This window comes from Amycolatopsis sp. NPDC114484 (assembly GCF_055633755.1).
In genome coordinates this window covers 41,835-60,206 of sequence record NZ_JBVKDQ010000008.1, presented here as the reverse complement: position 1 = coordinate 60,206, position 18,372 = coordinate 41,835, and the positions used below count along the sequence as shown (strand labels likewise).

At 68.5% G+C, this 18,372-nt stretch carries 24 protein-coding genes; 23 read left to right on the top strand and 1 reads right to left on the bottom strand.

What is annotated here, in order from left to right:
* Positions 1-2 precede the first annotated feature (2 nt).
* The 23 genes from ACZ7SW_RS20750 to ACZ7SW_RS20640 all read left to right on the top strand — a co-directional run bounded on the left by ACZ7SW_RS20750 (position 3) and on the right by ACZ7SW_RS20640 (position 18,061).
* The gene (locus tag ACZ7SW_RS20750) at positions 3-1,445 is read left to right on the top strand and encodes a phage portal protein (protein ID WP_470232060.1); all 1,443 of its coding nucleotides are present in this window, start codon (positions 3-5) and stop codon (positions 1,443-1,445) included.
* Positions 1,426-2,397: a VG15 protein gene (locus ACZ7SW_RS20745; RefSeq protein ID WP_470232059.1), complete on the top strand. Its 972-nt coding sequence runs from the start codon at positions 1,426-1,428 to the stop codon at positions 2,395-2,397. Before ACZ7SW_RS20750 ends, ACZ7SW_RS20745 begins: the two co-directional genes overlap by 20 nt.
* A gap of 53 nt (positions 2,398-2,450) precedes the next feature.
* Entirely contained in the window at positions 2,451-3,020 is a 570-nt protein-coding gene (locus ACZ7SW_RS20740; RefSeq protein WP_470232058.1) for a hypothetical protein, read from the top strand.
* A gap of 43 nt (positions 3,021-3,063) precedes the next feature.
* The gene (locus tag ACZ7SW_RS20735; RefSeq protein ID WP_470232057.1) at positions 3,064-4,020 is read left to right on the top strand and encodes an SU10 major capsid protein; all 957 of its coding nucleotides are present in this window, start codon (positions 3,064-3,066) and stop codon (positions 4,018-4,020) included.
* 62 nt (positions 4,021-4,082) lie between these two features.
* On the top strand, positions 4,083-4,442 hold the full coding sequence (locus ACZ7SW_RS20730; RefSeq protein ID WP_470232056.1) for a hypothetical protein: 360 nt from the start codon (positions 4,083-4,085) through the stop codon (positions 4,440-4,442).
* A gap of 22 nt (positions 4,443-4,464) precedes the next feature.
* Entirely contained in the window at positions 4,465-5,037 is a 573-nt protein-coding gene (locus ACZ7SW_RS20725; protein WP_470232055.1) for a hypothetical protein, read from the top strand.
* A complete protein-coding gene (locus ACZ7SW_RS20720) occupies positions 5,034-5,438 on the top strand; it encodes a DUF6093 family protein (protein ID WP_470232054.1) in 405 nt (134 codons plus the stop codon). Before ACZ7SW_RS20725 ends, ACZ7SW_RS20720 begins: the two co-directional genes overlap by 4 nt.
* Positions 5,439-5,455: 17 nt before the next feature.
* Positions 5,456-5,827, top strand: coding sequence for a hypothetical protein (locus ACZ7SW_RS20715; protein WP_470232053.1), 372 nt, complete (start codon positions 5,456-5,458; stop codon positions 5,825-5,827).
* A complete protein-coding gene (locus ACZ7SW_RS20710) occupies positions 5,824-6,240 on the top strand; it encodes a hypothetical protein (protein WP_470232052.1) in 417 nt (138 codons plus the stop codon). Before ACZ7SW_RS20715 ends, ACZ7SW_RS20710 begins: the two co-directional genes overlap by 4 nt.
* A gap of 2 nt (positions 6,241-6,242) precedes the next feature.
* Positions 6,243-6,581, top strand: coding sequence for a hypothetical protein (locus ACZ7SW_RS20705; protein WP_470232051.1), 339 nt, complete (start codon positions 6,243-6,245; stop codon positions 6,579-6,581).
* 5 nt (positions 6,582-6,586) lie between these two features.
* A complete protein-coding gene (locus ACZ7SW_RS20700) occupies positions 6,587-6,841 on the top strand; it encodes a hypothetical protein (RefSeq protein WP_470232050.1) in 255 nt (84 codons plus the stop codon).
* 6 nt (positions 6,842-6,847) lie between these two features.
* Positions 6,848-7,327, top strand: a complete 480-nt coding sequence (locus ACZ7SW_RS20695; protein WP_470232049.1) for a phage tail tube protein — start codon at positions 6,848-6,850, stop codon at positions 7,325-7,327.
* Positions 7,328-7,414: 87 nt separating this feature from the next.
* Entirely contained in the window at positions 7,415-8,002 is a 588-nt protein-coding gene (locus tag ACZ7SW_RS20690; protein ID WP_470232048.1) for a hypothetical protein, read from the top strand.
* Positions 7,999-8,316 (top strand): hypothetical protein, encoded by a 318-nt coding sequence (locus ACZ7SW_RS20685; protein ID WP_470232047.1) that lies wholly within the window; start codon positions 7,999-8,001, stop codon positions 8,314-8,316. The genes ACZ7SW_RS20690 and ACZ7SW_RS20685 overlap by 4 nt, the downstream gene beginning before the upstream one ends.
* The gene (locus ACZ7SW_RS20680; protein ID WP_470232046.1) at positions 8,309-11,887 is read left to right on the top strand and encodes a hypothetical protein; all 3,579 of its coding nucleotides are present in this window, start codon (positions 8,309-8,311) and stop codon (positions 11,885-11,887) included. Before ACZ7SW_RS20685 ends, ACZ7SW_RS20680 begins: the two co-directional genes overlap by 8 nt.
* A gap of 10 nt (positions 11,888-11,897) precedes the next feature.
* Positions 11,898-12,791: a phage tail family protein gene (locus tag ACZ7SW_RS20675; RefSeq protein ID WP_470232045.1), complete on the top strand. Its 894-nt coding sequence runs from the start codon at positions 11,898-11,900 to the stop codon at positions 12,789-12,791.
* Between the two features lie 15 nt (positions 12,792-12,806).
* Entirely contained in the window at positions 12,807-13,916 is a 1,110-nt protein-coding gene (locus tag ACZ7SW_RS20670) for a hypothetical protein (protein WP_470232044.1), read from the top strand.
* Complete coding sequence (locus tag ACZ7SW_RS20665; RefSeq protein ID WP_470232043.1) at positions 13,913-15,067, top strand: hypothetical protein; 1,155 nt, start codon at positions 13,913-13,915, stop codon at positions 15,065-15,067. The genes ACZ7SW_RS20670 and ACZ7SW_RS20665 overlap by 4 nt, the downstream gene beginning before the upstream one ends.
* An 8-nt stretch (positions 15,068-15,075) precedes the next feature.
* Positions 15,076-15,834, top strand: a complete 759-nt coding sequence (locus tag ACZ7SW_RS20660; protein WP_470232042.1) for a hypothetical protein — start codon at positions 15,076-15,078, stop codon at positions 15,832-15,834.
* 46 nt (positions 15,835-15,880) lie between these two features.
* Positions 15,881-16,114 carry a hypothetical protein gene (locus ACZ7SW_RS20655; RefSeq protein ID WP_470232041.1) on the top strand — a complete coding sequence of 78 codons (234 nt, stop codon included), beginning with the start codon at positions 15,881-15,883 and terminating at the stop codon, positions 16,112-16,114.
* Positions 16,111-16,851 (top strand): hypothetical protein, encoded by a 741-nt coding sequence (locus ACZ7SW_RS20650; protein WP_470232040.1) that lies wholly within the window; start codon positions 16,111-16,113, stop codon positions 16,849-16,851. Before ACZ7SW_RS20655 ends, ACZ7SW_RS20650 begins: the two co-directional genes overlap by 4 nt.
* Positions 16,848-17,756 carry a peptidoglycan recognition protein family protein gene (locus ACZ7SW_RS20645; RefSeq protein WP_470232039.1) on the top strand — a complete coding sequence of 303 codons (909 nt, stop codon included), beginning with the start codon at positions 16,848-16,850 and terminating at the stop codon, positions 17,754-17,756. Before ACZ7SW_RS20650 ends, ACZ7SW_RS20645 begins: the two co-directional genes overlap by 4 nt.
* Entirely contained in the window at positions 17,753-18,061 is a 309-nt protein-coding gene (locus tag ACZ7SW_RS20640; RefSeq protein WP_470232038.1) for a hypothetical protein, read from the top strand. Before ACZ7SW_RS20645 ends, ACZ7SW_RS20640 begins: the two co-directional genes overlap by 4 nt.
* A gap of 67 nt (positions 18,062-18,128) precedes the next feature.
* On the opposite strand, the gene ACZ7SW_RS20635 is transcribed toward ACZ7SW_RS20640, so the two are convergent.
* The gene (locus ACZ7SW_RS20635) at positions 18,129-18,368 is read right to left on the bottom strand and encodes a hypothetical protein (protein WP_470232037.1); all 240 of its coding nucleotides are present in this window, start codon (positions 18,366-18,368) and stop codon (positions 18,129-18,131) included.
* Between the last annotated feature and the right edge of the window lie 4 nt (positions 18,369-18,372).

Here is an 18,372-nt window from a genome sequence, read left to right as displayed (position 1 = left end):
GGGTGACGCAGCCGACCTCCGACATGGACTGGGTCACGTACCTGTCGCTGCGTCACGACGCGGAGATGGCGGACCTGGAGCGGTTGAACCGCTACTACGAGGGCACGCAGCCGCTGACGTACATGCACCCCGAGATCCAGATGGAGATCGGGGAGCGGTTGAAGCCGGTGATCGTGGCGTGGCCGCAGCTGGTCGTCGACTCGGTCGAGGAACGGCTGGACGTCGAGGGGTTCCGGCTGCCGGACGAGGACGCGGGCGACTCGGACCTGTGGCGGGTGTGGCAGGCCAACGACATGGACGAGCAGAGCCAGCTCGCGCACGTCGACGCGTTGGTGATGAAACGGTCCTATGTCACGGTCGGCACGAACGAGGACGACGCCGACACGCCTCTGGTGACGGCGGAGTCGCCGCTGGAGATGTTCGCCGACATGGACCCGCGGACCCGGAAGATGCGGGCGGCGTTGCGGCGGGTGGCGCAGGAAGACACCTACGCGCACATCAACGACCGGTCCGCGACCCTGTACCTGCCGGACTCCACGACGTGGTTCACGTGGTCCGGCGGTTGGAAGGTCGAGGACCGCGACGAGCACGGCCTCGGCCAGTTGCCGGTCGTGCCGATCGTCAACCGGGCCCGGTTGAGCACCGCGCGGTCGGACCGGGTCGCGCACCAGCCGCGGCAGCTGGGCAGTTCCGAGCTGTCGCCGGTGATCCCGCTGTCGGACGCGGCGAACAAGATCGCGACGGACATGATGGTGGCGGCCGAGTTCGTGGCGCTCCCGATCCGGGGCCTGTTCGGGATCGGCCCGGACGACTTGCAGGACCAGGAAGGGAACGCGCTCACCGCGATCCAGACCCTGATGAAGCGGCTGCTGACGATCCCGGTCGGCGCCGACGAAGGCGTGAAAGAGTTCGAGTTCGCCGGCGCGAATTTGGGCGGGTTCCACGAATCCCTCAACGCGCTCGCGCAGATGGTCGCGTCGATCGCCGGTCTGCCGCCGCACTACCTCGGGTTCCTGCGGGACAACCCGGCCAGCGCGGACGCGATCCGCAGCGCCGAGGCGCGGCTGGTGAAGCGGTGCGAGCGGAAACAGCGGCCGTGGGGCGGCGCGTACGAGCAGATGTGCCGGATCGTGCGCCGCTTCCAGACCGGCGAGTGGGATCCGGGATTGGCGCAGCTGGAGACGATCTGGCGGGACCCGGCGACGCCGACGGTCGCGCAGAAGGCCGACGCGGCGGTGAAGATGTACACCACGAGCCCGCGGCCGATCGCGACGTTGCGCCAGACGCGGGAGGACGTCGGCTACACCGACGGGCAGATCAAGAAGATGGAAGCCGAGGACAAGGCGGCGGACGAGCAGGCCGCCGCGCTCGACCCGGTCGGCGTGATCGCCCGCGACCTCGCCAACGGTCAGCCGGATCAGGCGAATGTCCCGGTCGGCCCGTGAGCTGGCGCGGCGGCACTACGACGCCCGCAAGCGGCTTGCGCACTCGACCGCGGCCGAGGGCGTGCGGCTGTGGCGGAGGGTCGATCCCGGGAATCTGACAGGGTCGTGGGCACCGCTGCTGGCGCGGCTGCTGACGGTCGTGTCCGGCGCGCAACTGGCCGCGGCCCGCGCGGCAGACGCGTACGTGTCCGGCGCGCTCGACGCGCAAGGCCTCGACCCGGCACCGGCCGGGCAGGTGGTCGCCGAATCGCTGGCCGGGATCGCGTCCGACGGGCGCGGCCTGGCCGGACTGCTGCTCAATCCCGTGATCGCGGCGAAGGTCGCTGTCCGTCAGGGCGCGACGCTGGACCGGGCACTCGCGGCTGGCCAGGCGACGCTGGAGATGACGGTGCGCACGCAGGTCGCCGACGCAGGCCGGGTCGCGGACGGCATGGCGGTCGCCGTCCGGCCGCGGACCGGGTACGTGCGGATGCTGGTCGGTGACTCGTGCCCCCGCTGCGTGATCTTGGCGGGCCGGTTTTACCGCTACAACAGCGGTTTCGAACGGCACCCGAACTGCGACTGCACCCACATCCCGGCAGCCGAGGACACCGCCGCCGACCTCACCACCGACCCGCGGCTCGCTTTCGAGGAAGGCCGAGTGCGCGGTCTGTCCAAAGCGGACGAGCAGGCTGTGCGCGATGGCGCCGACCTCGCGCAGGTCGTCAACGCGCGCCGGGGCATGAAGGTCGCCGGATCGTGGGTCGAGACCCGCGCCGACGGAACCGTGATCACCCACCGCGGACGGGTAGTGAGCCCGAAAGGCCGCACCACCGAAGGCATTACCCGCCAAGGTTTCGCGGGGCGGCGGCTCGGCGGCCAGCAACGGCTGATGCCGGAAGAGCTGTACCGCCGCGCAACCAGCCGCGACGACGCCGTGCGTTTGCTCCGCGAGCACGGCTACCTGATTTGACTCCCGACCGCGCGATGCGGAACCGGGCCAACCCTCTGCGATGGAGGAGCACCATGTCCGAACCTATCGAGCCGACCGAACCCACTGGCGCGGCTTCGACTGAACCGGCCGCTGACCCTTCGGCGGCTGATCCTGGCGCGCAGCCGCCGGCGGGCGACCCGCCAGGTGATCTCGGCGATGCCGGGAAGCGCGCGCTGGCCGAGGAACGCAAGGCGCGCAAGGCCGAAGCGAAGGCTCGCCAGGACCTCGAAGCCCGGCTCAAGGAATACGAGGACCGCGACAAGTCCGAGCTGGAGAAGGCCGCCGAGCGGTCGCAAACGGCAGAGGCCGAGCGCGACGCCGCGAAGGCGGAGGCGCTGCGGTTGCGGACCGCGATCAAGCACGGGATCTCGGACGAGGACGCGGAGCTGTTCCTCACCGGCACGGACGAGGAAACCCTGACGCGGCAGGCCGAACGGCTCGCCGCCCGGGTCGCCGCGGCCGGTCCGTCGGTGCCGAAGCCGGATCCCTCGCAGGGCGCGCGGGGCCCGATCGGGCTCGATGCCCGGATCGGCGAGGCGGAGAAGAACGGCGACTACCGCAGTTCGATCGCGCTCAAGTCGCAGCAGCTGCTGAAGAAGTAGGGCAGGAACACCCTGCCCTGGACCCCAGGAAAGGACTGCCGTCATGGCAACCCAGTCGGGGCAGGGAACCACGTTCAACCTGCCCAATTACCACGGCGAGCTGTTCGTCGTCAGCCCGACCGAGACGCCGTTCCTGTCGGCTATCGGCGGGCTCGCTGGCGCAGTGCCGGTGAAGTCGAAGCTGTTCGAGTGGCAGACCGTCGACCGGCGGGCCACGTCGGCGAACAACGCCAAGCTGGAGGGCGCGGCCGCCCCGACGGCGAGCGAGCAGTCCCGGTCCGCGGTGACCAACGTCGTCGAGATCCACCAGTCGGCGATCGACATCTCGTACTCGAAGCTGGGCACCACCTCCGACTACGCGGGCGCGAACATCGGCCCGGACGACAACCCCGTCACCGACGAACTGTCGTTCCAGATCAACGCCGAGCTCGAGTCGATGGCGGTCGACGTCGAGAAGTCGTTCCTCACCGGCGCGTTCGCGAACCCGGGCACCAACGCGACCGCGCGCACCACGCGCGGCATCCTCACCGCGGTCACCACGAACGTGAACGCCAACGCCGGCACCCCGCGGGCGCTGACCAAGGCGATCGTGGACGCGACCCTGATCACCGCCTACACCAACGGCGCGAAGCTGCCGCAGGGGTCGACGGTGTTCATGTGCAACCCGGCGCAGAAGGTCGTGCTGTCGAACCTGTACGCGGCCTCGCCGCTGAACCAGCCGACCATGACCCGCAACGTCGGCGGCATCGCGATCGACACGCTCGTCACCGACTTCGGGATCTTCGGAATCATGGTCAACCGGTGGGTGCCCGCCGGGAAGATCGGCATCATCGACCTGTCGGTGTGCCGGCCGCGGTTCCTGTCGATCCCCGGCAAGGGCCTGTTGTTCGTCGAGCCGCTCGGCAAGACCGGGTCCTCGGAGAAGTGGCAGCTCTACGGCGAGGTCGGCCTGGAATATGGGCCGGAGACCTACCACGCGGTGATCGCGGACCTGCTCTGACCCTCGTCCGCCGGGATCCCGCGCGGGGTCCCGGCGGCCCTTTCACAGGAAGAGAACCACCGATGGCGAAGTTCGAGCACAGCCGGTACCCGTCGCTGGAGCTGCAGGGCGACACCGACCAGCGGCCCTACGCGAAGTTCACGCCGGAACACCGCGAATTCGGCGAGCACACCATCAAGGTCGGTGTCCTCGACACCGACGACGAGACGGTGATCGAGCGGATCCGCGCGGCAATCGACGCAGGCGGCGACCCGCACCTGTCCGAAGTGGACCGCCCGGCCGCGAAAGAACCCGAAGGCGACGGCCTCGACAGCCTCGACCGGGAGGCGCTGCTGGCGCTGGCCGAGAACGAGGGCGTGAAGGTCGACAAGCGTCTCGGCGACGACAAGCTCGTCGCCGCGATCCGCGAACACCGCGGCTGACAACAGGAACGGAGGTTCGGCGATGGCGCTGGCGACGGTCGCGGACCTCCGCCTCCTGCTCAAGGAAGACGCGACCGGGCTCACCGACGCGGACGGGGCATTGCTGCTCGACCTCGCCACCGGCGCGGTCCAGGCCGCGGCCGGGCAGACCCTGACCCAGGTCGTGGACGACACGGTCACGCTCGTCGGGACCCGCGACGCCTGGTTCGACCTGCCGCAGCGGCCCGTCACCGCGGTGACCGCCGTCGCGCTCGACGGGATCGCGGTCGCCGACTACAAGCAGTTCGGGGCGCGGCTGTGGCGGCGCGACCGGTGGGCGGCCTGCCACGACGAACCGTCCGCGGTCACCGTCACCTACACCCACGGCTACGCCGACGGGAACCCGCAACTCGCTCTTGCGCGCGGCGCGGCGCTCGCGCTGGCCGCGCAGGTGTTCACCAACCCGGCCGGCACGGTCGGGATGTCGATCGACGACCTCCGGCTGCAGTTCGCTCAAGGATCCTCGGGCGTGCTCGCCGGCGTGATCCCGGACTCGCTGCGCCGCACGCTGCGCCGCACCTACGGACAGCGGGCCCGGCTGGTGAGGATCGGATGAGCATCGCCGTGCGCCTCGCGGCCGCCGGGCGGCGCCAGGCCGAGAACCTCATGGTCGACACCTGCCGGATCCGCGCGGTCACCGGCGAAACCACCGACCCGACCACCGGCCAGGTCACCCCGACGTACGGGGACCCGGTCTACACCGGGAAATGCAAGATCCAAGCCCAGAAAGCGGCGTTGCCGTCCACCCCGGACGCGGGCGAGCACAAATGGGCGGTCGTCCCCTTGGAACTGCACCTGCCCATCGTCGGCACGGCCGCGGTCCGGACCGGGCTGGTCGCGGAGATCACCGCCAGTGTCGACCCGGCGAACGTCGGCCGTGTCTTCCGGATCCGAAGCGGGGACAGGAAAAGCCTGCAGACCGCACTCCGCTGCCAAGTGGAGGAAATCACCGGCTGAACCCTCTGGAGGTGCCCGTGTCCGACGTGGACATGTCGCAAGTCGACCAGCTGGCGCGGGACCTCGAAGCGGTGCCGAAGGAAACGCTGCCCAAGTTCAAGAAGGTCGTGAGCAAAGGCGCGGTGAACGTCAAGAACGGGATGCGTGCCGACGCGACCGGGCACCGGATGTACCCCCATTTCCCGCGCAGCATCAGCTACGACACCACCGACCAAGGGCTGGGCGCGGAGATCGGGCCGGACAAGGACATGATCCAAGGCGACCTCGGCAACTTATTGTATTTCGGCCGCTCGGACACCTCGCCCGTGCTCGACCTCAACGCGCCGCTGCACAAGGAAGAACCGCGGTTCGCCGACGCGCTCGCCGACGTCGCCGAGGACATCCTGTGACCGGGCCAGTCGCTGCGCATCGAGCAGCGGTGAAAGCGCTGCTGGCACCGTGCACGATCGCCGGTTACGCGGGCGGGCAGGTGCCGGGTCGGCCGACGTTCCCGTACTGGGTGCTGTTCATGGGCACCGGGATGGACCGCGAAACGAAGCTGTGCCGTGAGCCGGACGAGATGGTTTTCCGTTTCCAGGTGACATCCGTCGGTCTCACCGACGACGCGGCTGCGGTCGTGGTCGACAAGACGCGGGCGCTGGTGCTCGGCATCCGGCCAGTCGTCGCGGGGTGGAAATGCAACCCCATCCGCAAGGAGATGGAACGCCCGATTCGTGAGGACCGGGACGTCACCGACACCGCCACCAACCGCCACCCGCTTTTCGGTGTGGATACCTACGTTTTCGAGTCCTGGAAGGACTGATCATGGCAACTCTCGCGCAGGTGCAGGCGAAAATCGGCGGCACCGTGCTCACCTCGACCGCCGCGACGGTCGGGCCGGACAAGGTCCAGCCTGGCGACTCCGGCGGCTCCGTGTACGTGGTCGTGCAGAACGGGGGCGCGTCGGCGATCACCGTCGCCGTCGCCGACCCGGGCAAACCGAAATACGGGCAGACGCTGCCCGCGATCACATCAGTGTCCGTGCCCGCAGCCGGGCTCGCGGTGCTGGGCCCGATCCAGTCGGACCTCAAGCAGTCCGACGGCTACGTGAACCTCACCGCGTCGGCGACCGCCTCGGTCAGCTTCTACGCGTTCCGGGGCTGATCGGCATGAGCAACGAACTCGTCCGCGCGAAGCACTACCCCACCGGGCACGTCGCGGCGCTGCCCGCCGACGCGCTCGAACTCGGCATGTGCCCCGGCTGGGCGGGGGTCGAGGGCCCGGTGCCGTCCGGGCCGAAGGTCGCACTCGACCTCGACCCGGGCGATGCGGCAGACCAGGAGCCGCCGCAGGACGCCGACGGCGGAACGCCGCCGGACAGCAGCAAGTCCGCCGACGCCAAGTCGGCCGAAAAGAAGGAGTAACCCGTCATGGCCGACATGCTTTCCGACGGCAACAACAAGGTCACTTTCGTTCCTGTGGTCGCGAACCTCGCGGCGCCGACCGTCGCGGAGCTGACCGGCGGCACGTCGCTGGAGTGCCTGATCACCGCCGACGGCCTCGACATCTCCACCGATGAATCGGTGGTGTCGGTGCCGAAACTCTGCGAGACGATCGACGCCGAGCAGCCGGGCCGCGCGAAGACCCAGATCAAACTCACCTGTGTCCGCAAGGACGTCCCCGCCGAGGACGTGGCGTGGACGCTGCTGCAGCGCGGCCTCACCGGGTACCTGGTGGTGCGCCGCGGAATCCCGGTCACCACCGCGTACGCGACCGCGCAGAAGGTCGAGGTGTACCCGGTCAAGGCCGGTGTGCGGCGGCCGATGAAGCCGGAAGCGAACGGCGTCGAGAAGTTCGAGAGCCAGCTGTACAACACCGCCGCGGCGAACCTCGACGCGGTCGCTGCCTGAGACCCCGGGCCGCCCGGTCCTCGACTCCCGGGCGGCCCGGCCTTTCCCTCCAGAGTCGAGAAAACCCCTGAGTCGAGGAGAACCACTGTGGACATCGACGCCCTGATCGCCAGCGCGAAATTGCCTGAAGCGACAGTGTCTCTCTGCTTGCGCCCGGACCTGCGGACGCAGTGGGAGCAGTTGGACTACGACCTGGCTGGAGCACGTACAGCGCGGACGACCATGGCACCGTCGGCACGCGAGATGGAATTGGCAGCGGAGATCAAGGCTCTTGAGGCCGAGATCGCGGAGCACACGCTGCAGGTGCGGATGCGGGGCCTCGGCCACAAGGCATGGGTCAAGCTTGTCGCGGCACACGAACCGCGCGAGGACAAGCCTGGCGACCAGAACATGGGCATCAACGTCGAGACCTTCGTGCCTGAGCTGATTCGCGCCGAGATCGTCGAACCCGAGTTGACGTTCAGGCAGTTCGAGAAGCTGGTCGAGGTCATCACCGATCGGCAGTACGACGACCTGGCCAACACGGCATGGGAACTCGGGCGCGCAGACCGGAGCGGCCCGGTTTTCAGCCACGCCGCGTCGCTGGTGATGCCCGACTCCGGCGAGACCTCGCGGCAGCAGTCCGACTCGGGATCGCGCCCAGCCGGTTCGCGGGCGAAGAACCGCAAGAGTTGACGGAATACCACTACGACGAAGCCGGTCGGCTGGTTCGGTCGGTCACCACACGCACTCCGGAGTGGACGGACACTGATCGGTCGATGGTTCTGGCCTACCTCGACTTCGAGCAGATGAGCTGTCCCGGATGCGGCGGCTTTCTACCTGAGACCACCGCCGATGAGAACGAGGGGCGGTATGTGGCCGAGCCTCCGGGCCGATGCTACCGCTGCCACGCGATCGAGCAGCAACGCGAGAAGTACAGCGACGACACCGTGCCGTTCCCGCGGGCGCTCGTCTTGTGGGTTGCGAAATTGAGGAGGCGGAATGGCTGACCGGACCGTCTCGGTAAAGCTGCGCGCGGACATCGCCGACTACGTTGCGAAAATGCGGTCGGCGGGCAAGTCCACGCGAGACCTCGAAGCAGCGGGCCGAGACCTCCGGAAGGCGCTCGACGAGGAAGAGGACGCCGCCGGCCGCGCGCGCGTGTCCGAAGCGAAGTTGGCGGAGGTACGCAAGAACTCGAAGTCGACCGTCGCGCAGTTGGCGCAGGCCGAGGAAGAGCACGCGTCGAACCTGCGCAAAGTCGAGGCCGCGTCGGTCCGGACGAAGGAAGCGACCGAGCGCTACGCCAAGGCGCAGAAGGATTCCGCTGACGACGTCGACAAATCAGGGAAGCGCGTCGAGAACATCCTGTCCCGTGTCGCGGGCCGGGCGAACGCTGCGTTCGACGCGAAAATGTTCCTTGGCTTGAGTGCCGGGCTTCCGGCCGCAGCTGCAATCGGCGCGGTCGGTGTGACCGCCGCGTTGGGAATCATGGCCGGTGGTTTCGCTGCACTCGGCGTCTGGGCCGCGTCAAGCAACCAGGACGTGCAGCAGCAGTTCGGCGACCTCACCCAGCGCGTGCAGACCGACGTGCGGGAAATGGCGAAGCCGATCCGCGGCGAACTGACCGCCGCGATTGGTGACATGTCGGAGGGCTGGAACGAACTCCGCCCCGCGGTGCAGACTGCAGTTCGGGGGTCTGCGCCCTACATCCGCGAACTCACCGGTGCTGCGATCGACTTCGCCGAGAATGCGATGCCTGGAGTCGTCGACTCCATCGAGGCCGCCGAGCCGATCGTGGCAGGCATCCGGGACTTCACCGGCCAGGCAGGGCAGGGCTTCGGCGATTTCGCGCGCAACGCCTCCAAAGGCAGCAAAGACGCCGGACTCGCGATGCGGGACCTCGGGGGGATCACGCACGACCTGCTCGGCGAGACCGGGACACTGCTCGCGAACCTCGCCGGCGGAGCGCACGGCACTCTTCCGCAGTTCGGCGGGGCGCTGCACCAACTGCTCGGTGTCGCGAACACGCTCACCTCTGACGGGATGCCGGTCCTCACCAGCACGACCAATGCGTTCCTGGGCACGGTCGGCGGCGGCCTGAACCTCGTCAACGGGTTCGCCTCCGGCCTCGGGTCTTGGGCGGCACCGCTGGGTTCGGCGGGCGGGTCGCTGCTTGCGACAAACGGGATCGCGAAACTGTTCGGCACCAGCTTGGGAGAGACCGGCTTCGGGCTGAACGCGTTCGCGACGAAGCTCGACCAGACCGGCAACAAGACGTCCCCCTTCAAGGAAGCCCTTGCGAAGGCCGACAAGGAAGGCAACTCGAAGTTCAAGGCCGGACTGAAGTCGGTGGTGTCCGGCGGATTCAACCCGCTCGGCATCGCGCTGGTCGCTGGAGGGTTCCTGCTCGACGCGTGGGGCGAGAAGTCCCAGCAGGCGGCGCAGAAAGCCGCCGAGTTCAGCGCGGGAGTCGCGGACATCAAGGGCACGCTTTCGGGCTCCACCGCTGCGGTGACAGCCAGTACTCGCGCCCGGGCGGCGAACCGGGTCGAAACCGAAAAGCTAGGTGTCTCGCAGCGCACCGCTTCGCAGTTGCTGTCGGAGTACGGGATCAGCAGTCAGACCGTCACCGATGCGATGACGAATTCGGCTGGTGCGCTCGGCCGATTCAACTACCTGATCGAGAACAACATCCAGGGCGTCGAAAAGGCCAAGCTGTCGCAGGACGACTGGAACACGTTGGCTCAGGCCAACATCTCGACGCAGGACCTCACCGCGCTGGCCGCTGGCCGGTCGGCAGCGGGGTACAAGAGCCTCGCGGACGCCGTTCAGAACACGTCCGGTTCGACCGACGACTACATCAATAAGCTGCATTCCATCTTCGGAACGATCGAGCAGGCCACGCAAGGGCAGCGGGATCTCGCCACCGAGGTGAACGATCAGGCCGCGCAGACGAAAAAGGCGCAGGACGAACTCCGACGGTTCAACACCACCCTGTCGACGTCGAGCGGCACCATCAAGCAGTCCACCGGCGACGTGCAGATGATGTCCGCTGCACTGGCGGTGCTGGGCGACGACACGAAGTCGGTGTCGGACCAGGGCAGCGGGCTGCTGACCGTCCTCGACCAGTTGTCCGGCAAGACAACCACGCTTTCGGCCGCGCAGGCTCAGTCCACGAAAGCGTTCGACGATGCCGACAAGGCGATCAAGAACATCAAGGACTCAGGCAAGAAGCTGAAGGGCTCGTTCAGCGATTTGGTATCCGGCAGCGGAGGAATCAACGGGCTCACGGCCGCGGGGGCGAACCTGCAAGGGGTGTTCGGGTCGCTGTCGCAGGCGATGGGCGCTGAGGTGGCCGCGACATTCGCCGAGTCGAAAGCGCGCGGCGACGACCTGTCCATTTCGCTCGACAAGACCGGCGCGGTCGTCGAGCGGACACGGCAGAAGTTCATCGACGCAGCCAAGGCCGCCGGGCTGAATTCGGACCAGGCGAACGCACTAGCCGACAAACTCGGGTTGATCCCGCAGGAAGTGTCAACGCAGTTCCTGTTCAAGGGCGACACCCAGTTGCAGGCCAGGGTCAGCGACGTGCTGAACCAGCTCAAAGCGATACCGAAGAACCACTCGGTTCACCTAGCTGTCGAGGACAAGGACGCCGCCGAGGCGCTGAAGTCCCTCGGCTACAAGGTGACGACCCTGCCCGACGGGTCTTTCGATGTCCGAGCGAACACCATCCCCGCCGAGACCGGCATTACCCTGGTCGTCGACAAAGCCAACCGCGCCAAGGGAACCATCACCCTCGACGCGAACGCGGTCCCCGCCGACGGGAAGCTGTCGTTCCAGATCCGGAAAGCCGACGGCTCGACCGGCACCGTCACCTACGACGCCCGCAACAATCCCGCCGACGGGAAGCTGCAGGTGTTGGTGCAGAAGGTGAACGGCAGTTGGGGCTGGATGAACATCGACGCCTTCAACTCGGCAGCCAAGAGCGTCATCGGTGACACCGTCCGGGTCGCGAACGACTCCAAGGGATACATCAAGGTCGGCGCCAACACCAGCGAGGCGCTGTCGTCGATCTACAACGTGACCAACGGGAACTACACCGCGACAATCTCGGTGAAGACGACCTACCCAGACGGGCACGTCAGCGTTTCCAAGGCGACCGCTGGATACGCCGACGGCGGCATGATCACCCACCAGGGCGCGAAGCGGTACGCGAGCGGCGGTGCTATCGACGCCACTGCAGGTGGCCTGATCTTCGGGCCGGGCGGTCCGCGCCAGGATCTCATCCCGCTGTGGGGATCCAACCGGGAGTTCATGGTCAACGCAGCGGCGACAGCGCGGAACCTGCCGCTGCTCAGGGCGATCAACCGCGGTGAGGATCCGTTGGTGCAACGGCAGATCATCAGCGGAGCGGCATCGGTCCAGCAATTCTCTCCGCGGATCGTGATCCAGCAACCGGCCGCGCCCGCGGGCCGGGGCGGTGGCCAGCCGAACGTCACGATCAACACGGCCGAGGCGGATCCGCATCGGGTCGCGGCGATGGTGTCGAGCCAGCTCGCGTGGATGCTGCGGTGAGGGGGCTCGCATGCCGTTGACCGACACGATGCAGGAGACCTACACGATCGGGTCGTGGGCGGCCGGCGGCACCGACGAGTTCGGGTGCCGCTGGTCTGTCCCGACCACCGACCTGCACGACGGGACCTCGTCCAAGCCGCATCTCACCGAGCGGCCCTTCGGGATCGGCGCCTATCGGTCCCGGTCGTACCAGGCCGGACGGTCTCTGTCGTTGCAGGGCTGGTGCATGCCTCAGGTCGAGCCGTCGTGGCCGTTGCTGGTCGCGGCGCGACGGCGGCTGATGGGTCTTTTCCCGATGGGATCGCAGCAGTTGCTCGTGGTGGACGACGGGGTGTCGCCCCGGCAGATCATGGTCGAGCGGGCCGAGTCGAAACCGAAGTGGGAAGTCTGGCCGGGCAACGGCGGCGCCGACTGGCAGCTCGATCTCTACGCTGCGGATCCGCGTTGGTTGTCCACAGTGGAACGATCGGCGCAGGCGTCGCTGGCGACGGGTGTGACGGATGGTCTCGACTGGGGCAGCGGCGGCCTGGATTGGGGAAGCGGCGGCCTGGATTGGGGCGCGAGCGCCGGGACGAACGTGCTGGCGCTGCAGAACGACGGCGACGAGGTCACCTGGCCGCTGCTGACGATCACCACCCCGTCCAGCTGCCAGAACCCGACCTTCACCGACCCGGTCACCGGCGGAATCCTCGCCTACATCGGGACCGTCACCGCGGGCCAGACCCTGCGGATCGACTGTTCGCCGTTCTCCGCGACGCCGGTGACGCTCGACGGGATCGACCGCACCGGCGCGCTCGGCTCGGCGAAGTTCATCAGCATTCCGCCCGCCAGCACGCGGGCGATCCAGTTCACCGGCATCGGCGTGGGCGCGGTCGTCGCGACCTGGCGCGATGCGGACGAATAGCGAGAGGGGGCGGTCATGGCTGCAGTGAACGCGGACGGCGATGGCGTGTGGACCGCGATGCCGCGCAGCAACAGCGCCCGGCTCGGGAGAGCCTTGTTGCAGGCGTTGTTCCTTGGCGGGTCGACGAACTCGCCGTTGTCGGCGGTCCGGTCCGGTTTGCTGTCCACCGCGTCGGACGGGACCGCTGCCTACGACGGCCGGGTGACCGTCCAGTCGGGACGGACGTTGGCGGTGAACCCGGTGATCGCGATCGTCGGGCGCGCGGGGCAGGGCGCGTACATGGGGTGGACGTTGCCGCCCGCGCGGACGGTGACCTGCGACGCGCCGCCGGCGACGAACCCGCGCAACGACATCGTGATCGCCCGCGCCTACGACACCACGCTCTCGGACATCATCCAGGGCGGCGGGACGATCCCGATGCGGATCGAGATCGTCACCGGCACCCCGGGCGCGACCCCGGTGGACCCGGTCGCCTGGGACAGTCTCGGCCTGATCACCAGCATCCCCGGCGGCGGCGGCGGTGTCGCGATCCCGCTGGCGCGCGCGCAGGTGTCGACCGGCGGCACGGTCACGCTGAGCGACCTGCGCCGCGGCACAGGTTTGATCGGCGGCGTGCGGGTGCTGCTTCCCGGCGACAGCCTCAGCGATCCGTCGTTCATGCCCGGGGACCTGACGTGGTTCAACGGCATGCGGGTGTGGGACGGCACCGTGCACCGGGGGATCACCCCGCTGAACTACCAGACTCCGGTGTGGGCTTCGGCGACGGCGAGCGTCTTCCCGTACGCGCTGGGCAGTGTGTCCATTCCGGATCCGGGATGGCCGTACCGGCTGAAGATGGACGCGCAGATCGCGATGACGTGCGGCACGGGCGGCGGGTTCGATTTCGTGGCCCGCGACGGCTCGGCGGCCGGCAGCAACCTCGCCGGGCCCTGTTCGATCCAGCCCGCCGACGGCCGCACCGGAACCGTGGCGCTGCCCTACAACTTCACCGGGACCTCCGCGGTCCTCACCGGCGCGCGGACTGTCGTCATGGCGCTCAACCGGTGGACCGGCCCCGCCGGGAACAACGCCGTGATCAACGGAAACCCCGGCCACCGGTTGACCTGCGAAGTGGTGCCGGCGTGACCGCACCGGCGGAGCGTGAGTACACCGCGCTCGTCTATGACACCGTCACCGGACGAGTGCTTTACGACCTGGCCCTCGCGGCTGAGCCGGAGTGGTCCGCGCAGATCAACGACGTCGGGTCGTGGAAGATCCAGGTGCCGCTCGACGGCGGTCCGCGCACGGCGCGGGTACGGGAGTGGGCGATCCCGGACAAATGCTCGGTCGCGGTGCTGCGCGGCGACGTCGTGTGCCAGGCCGGGCCGATCACCCCTTACGAACCGGACGACACCACGACCCTGTTCACCGTGTCGGGCAAAGGCATCTGGGACATCCTCGACCGTCGCGTTCTGCGCAACGCAGCGTTGAACCCGGCCGCTGGCCAGCGCTACACCGACCCGGCCGCAGATATCACGATCAACGGGACGTTGCCCTACATCGCCCGTGAGCTTGTGAATCACGCGATCAACATGAGCTTCATCCTCGGCTCGAACTTGCCGATCGACTTGCCGACGATCGCGCCGGGCGGCACGAACACGCGCACGTATCACGGCTACGACCTCGCCTGCTCCGGGCAACGGCTGCGCGAGCTGACCCAGGTCGACGGCGGCCCGGACGTCCTGTTCGACCCGTACCTCACCACGGCGAGCGGCCAGCGCTACATCCGGCACCGGATGCTGATCGGGAACCCGTGGTTGGTGCAACCGGGCGTGGACCTGAAGTTCTTCTACCGGCGAACCCTCACGAGCCTGAAACCTTCCGGCGGCTCGTCGCCGACCGCGGTCGAGGCGTTCGTCAAGGGCACCGGGAACGAGGCAGGCAGTCTCTACGGGCTCGCGACGAACACGACGCTCATCGCCGCCGGGTGGCCGCTGACGGATTTGGTGGACACCGGCCACACCGACGCCTCAGTGCAGTCCACGCTGGACAGTTGGGCCGCTGCGGACGTGGCGCTCTCGTCTGGGCAGTCCGAACAGTGGTCGGCGACGGTGCTGGCCGACGCCGACCCCCGTCTCGGCTCTTACACCGCAGGGCATTTCGTCACCTACTCGGTGACCGATCACCACTGGGTACCGGACGGCGACTACCGGTGGCGCGCGGTCGGTATCTCCCGCGGACCCGGCACTCCGCGCGACCGCGTGGATCACCAACTCCAGGCCGCGCGAGCCGGATAGGAACGCTGATGGTTGCGAACAACCCGGTCGAGAGGGAAGGCACCCCCGACTACATCGCGAACAAGCTGGTCGACCTGCAACGGCAGATCGACGCGCTCACGCGCCAATCCAAGTTCCCGTTCTCCATCGGCCACGGCGGTGTGCCGGACTTCGAGGTGCTCCCGGACCCGAACGACCCGGGCGGGGGCGCGAAGGTCCGCATCCTGAACGGCGCCGGGCAGCCGATTTTCGAGACGTACTACTCGACCGTCTACAACGGCAAAGCCGCGCGGATGCTCGACCTGTCCGGGACCACGATGTGGTCACTCGACGAGAGCGCCGGGTACGGGCTGTCCAACCCTGGCATGTCGATCACCTTGGGCGGGCAAGCTCGGTGGGGCTACGGCGGCAATACCACGGCCGGGACCGCGCAGGTGATAGCCGACGGGTACGGCGGCGCTTTCAACCCGGCGCTGTGGGTCGGAGCCGAAATCAACCTCGAAAACGGCACGCTGGCGAGCACGTTCAACCTCTGGGTCGAGGTCCTCCTCTCCGGGTCTGTCATCGCTTCATCCTCGACGGACGCGCAGTCCGTCGCGGCGAACACGACCGACATCAGGGGCATCAGCAAGATGCTGCTGCTCCCGCAGAGCGCGATGCAGAAAACCATCGAAGTCCGTATCAGGGCGTGGAACTCGACCGGCGGCAACGCTTTCTCGCAAGCCTTTCCCCGGCAGTGCCATGGAATCTCAAAAGCGTTTTACGACGTCAACCCGACCTATCACTGATGCCGCAACGAAACATGTCCGTCCACTGTGCACGAAAGGGGTGGGCGTGAGTGCGCTCGCACAGCTGTTCTTCGGGATCGCGGCGCTGGTCACCGCATTGCTGTCCGGCGTCGCCGGGATCATCGCCGTGGTCCGCGGGCCGAAACGAGCCGCGGAGAAAGCAGCCGAGATCGCCGTCGCCCGCACCCTCGGCGATGACGACGACGACCAGAAGGACGAGATTCTCGACGCAGTCCGCAAGCTCCTCGAGGAGAAGGCCCGGGATGGTGAGGACGAGTGACTGGTGACCTCAACCGTACGGTCGTGCAGCCCGCGGCCAAACGCGCGACGACTGGACGGCGGCGATGGATCGTCGTGGTGGGCGTGCTGTTCGTGATCTCGCTCACCGGGATCGGCCTGGTGCTGTTCTCGCAGCACAGCCAGATCGCGAAGCTGGAGACGAGCGACACCGCCCGGGGAGACACGAACCGGGAGTTGGCGCGCGACGTGGCGGCGCTGGCGGACCAGGTGAAGCGGCTCGGCGGGACCCCGGTGGTGCAGCCGCCCGCGACGCCCGCGGCCGTGCAGGCCGACCCGGCGCAGCTGCGCCAGACCGCGCGGCAGGCGGTCGAGGACTACTGCGCGTCCCGCAACCAATGCCGAGGCACCGACGGCGCGACCCCTGATTTCGACGCGCTCGCGGGCGCGGTGCTGGCCCGCATCCCGGCACCGAAGAACGGCACGGACGGGAAGGACGCGGCCACCCCGGACTACCGGGCGCTCGTCGCGGCGTACTGCGGGCAGGACAGCGACCCGTGCAGGGGCCCGGCCGGCGCCGCCGGGCAGAACGGCGTCAACGGCAAGGACGGTCGCGACGGCAAGGACGGCACGCCCGGCCCCGCCTGCCCGTCCGGTTTCGAGCTGCGCGACGCAGTGATCACCGCACCCGACGGCACCACCTACCACGGCAAAGCGTGCGTCGACCCGAACAGCGGGGCCGCGCCCACCACACCGACCGCACCCACGACCGGAGGATGACCATGTACCTGACTTCGCTCGCCGCGATCGCCCGATCGGCCGGGCTCCGGGTGGTCGAGCAGCCCGGCTGGCAGAGTCGCGGCCACGGCCAGATGGCAGGCGTGCAATGCGTTGTCTGCCACCACACCGCCACCCCGGCCACCGCTCCCGGCGACTACCCGAGTCTCGGCATCGTCACCAACGGCCGCAGCGATCTCGCGGGACCTTTGTGCAACCTCGGCCTCGGCCGCGACGGCACCGTGTACGTAGTGGCGGCGGGCGTCGCCTGGCACGCCGGTGCGGTGCTGCAGACGTGGCAGCAAAACCAGTACGCCATCGGCATCGAGGCCGAGGGCGACGGCGTAAGCGCGTGGCCTGAACAGCAGCTGGACGCCTACGCCCGGCTGTGCAAGGCGCTCTGCACCGCGTTCGGGCTGCCGGTCTCGCGCGTGCTCGGCCACAAAGAGGTCTGTGCGCCGAAGGGCCGGAAGAGCGACCCGAACTTCGACATGGGCGCGTTCCGCACCCGCATCTCCGCCCTCGGCAGCGCGCCGGCGGGCGGCGGATCCACCGGGGCCGAAGCGCCCCAGAACCAGGAGGACGACATGGCGTTCGGCACCCCGGCGAAGGCCGGTACCGGCGTGCACACCGACATCGGCGTGGCAGGCTGCAAGAAGCTCCGCATCCACACCTCGTTCAGCAACGTGGTGAAGGTGCGCGCGATCCTGTTCTATGGCGACACCGGAAAGGACCCGAAGGGAACCGGCGTCGGCGGTGGGTACGACGGGGAGTTCCGTACCCCGAAGGAATCCTGGAACTGGGACCCGAACCGTCCCGGCCCGGTCGCGATCCCGGACGGCGCGACCACGTGCACCGTGCTGCACGACGCCGCGGCCGACTTCTACATCTCCGCGAGCGTCGCATGACCGGCCAGCACGCCGACCCGGTCGGCGCACCCACGTTCCTCGAGCGGCTCGGCACGTGGGCGGGCCGCTACCGCAAGGCCCTCGCCGCGGTGTGGGGCTACCTCACCGTCCCGGCCGTCGTCGGGATCGTCGCGGTCGCCGGCGTCCACATCGACGGCGACACCGCCGCCTGGATCATCGCCGTCGGCTCGGCGCTGCTCGGCACCGGCGCGGTCGTGAAGACCAAACCGAACGACCCGCCGCCCGCGGTCGACCCGCTGTATGCCGAAGACGTGCCACGAATCCCGAAGCCCAGCACCGAGTAACCCACTGCCGAACTAAACGACGAGGGCCCCCGCGCACACGCGCGGGGGCCCTCAAATCGCGTCTGGGTCAGGACGACCGCGCGCGTCGACGATCTATCGCGGCGACCACGAGTAGGTAGATCGACGCCGCCACGATGATCGTGTAACCGAGCGCCGTCAATACGGCCAGGCCAAGGGCGAGGCTCGGCAGAACGAACGCGCCGAGGCAGACTCCGGCGATCAGGATCAATGCGAGAACGCCACCGGCCTCGCCGACTGTGAGCATCGGGCGGGTCGCAGCTTGGGGCCGCTGTTCAGCGATCGTCACGGTC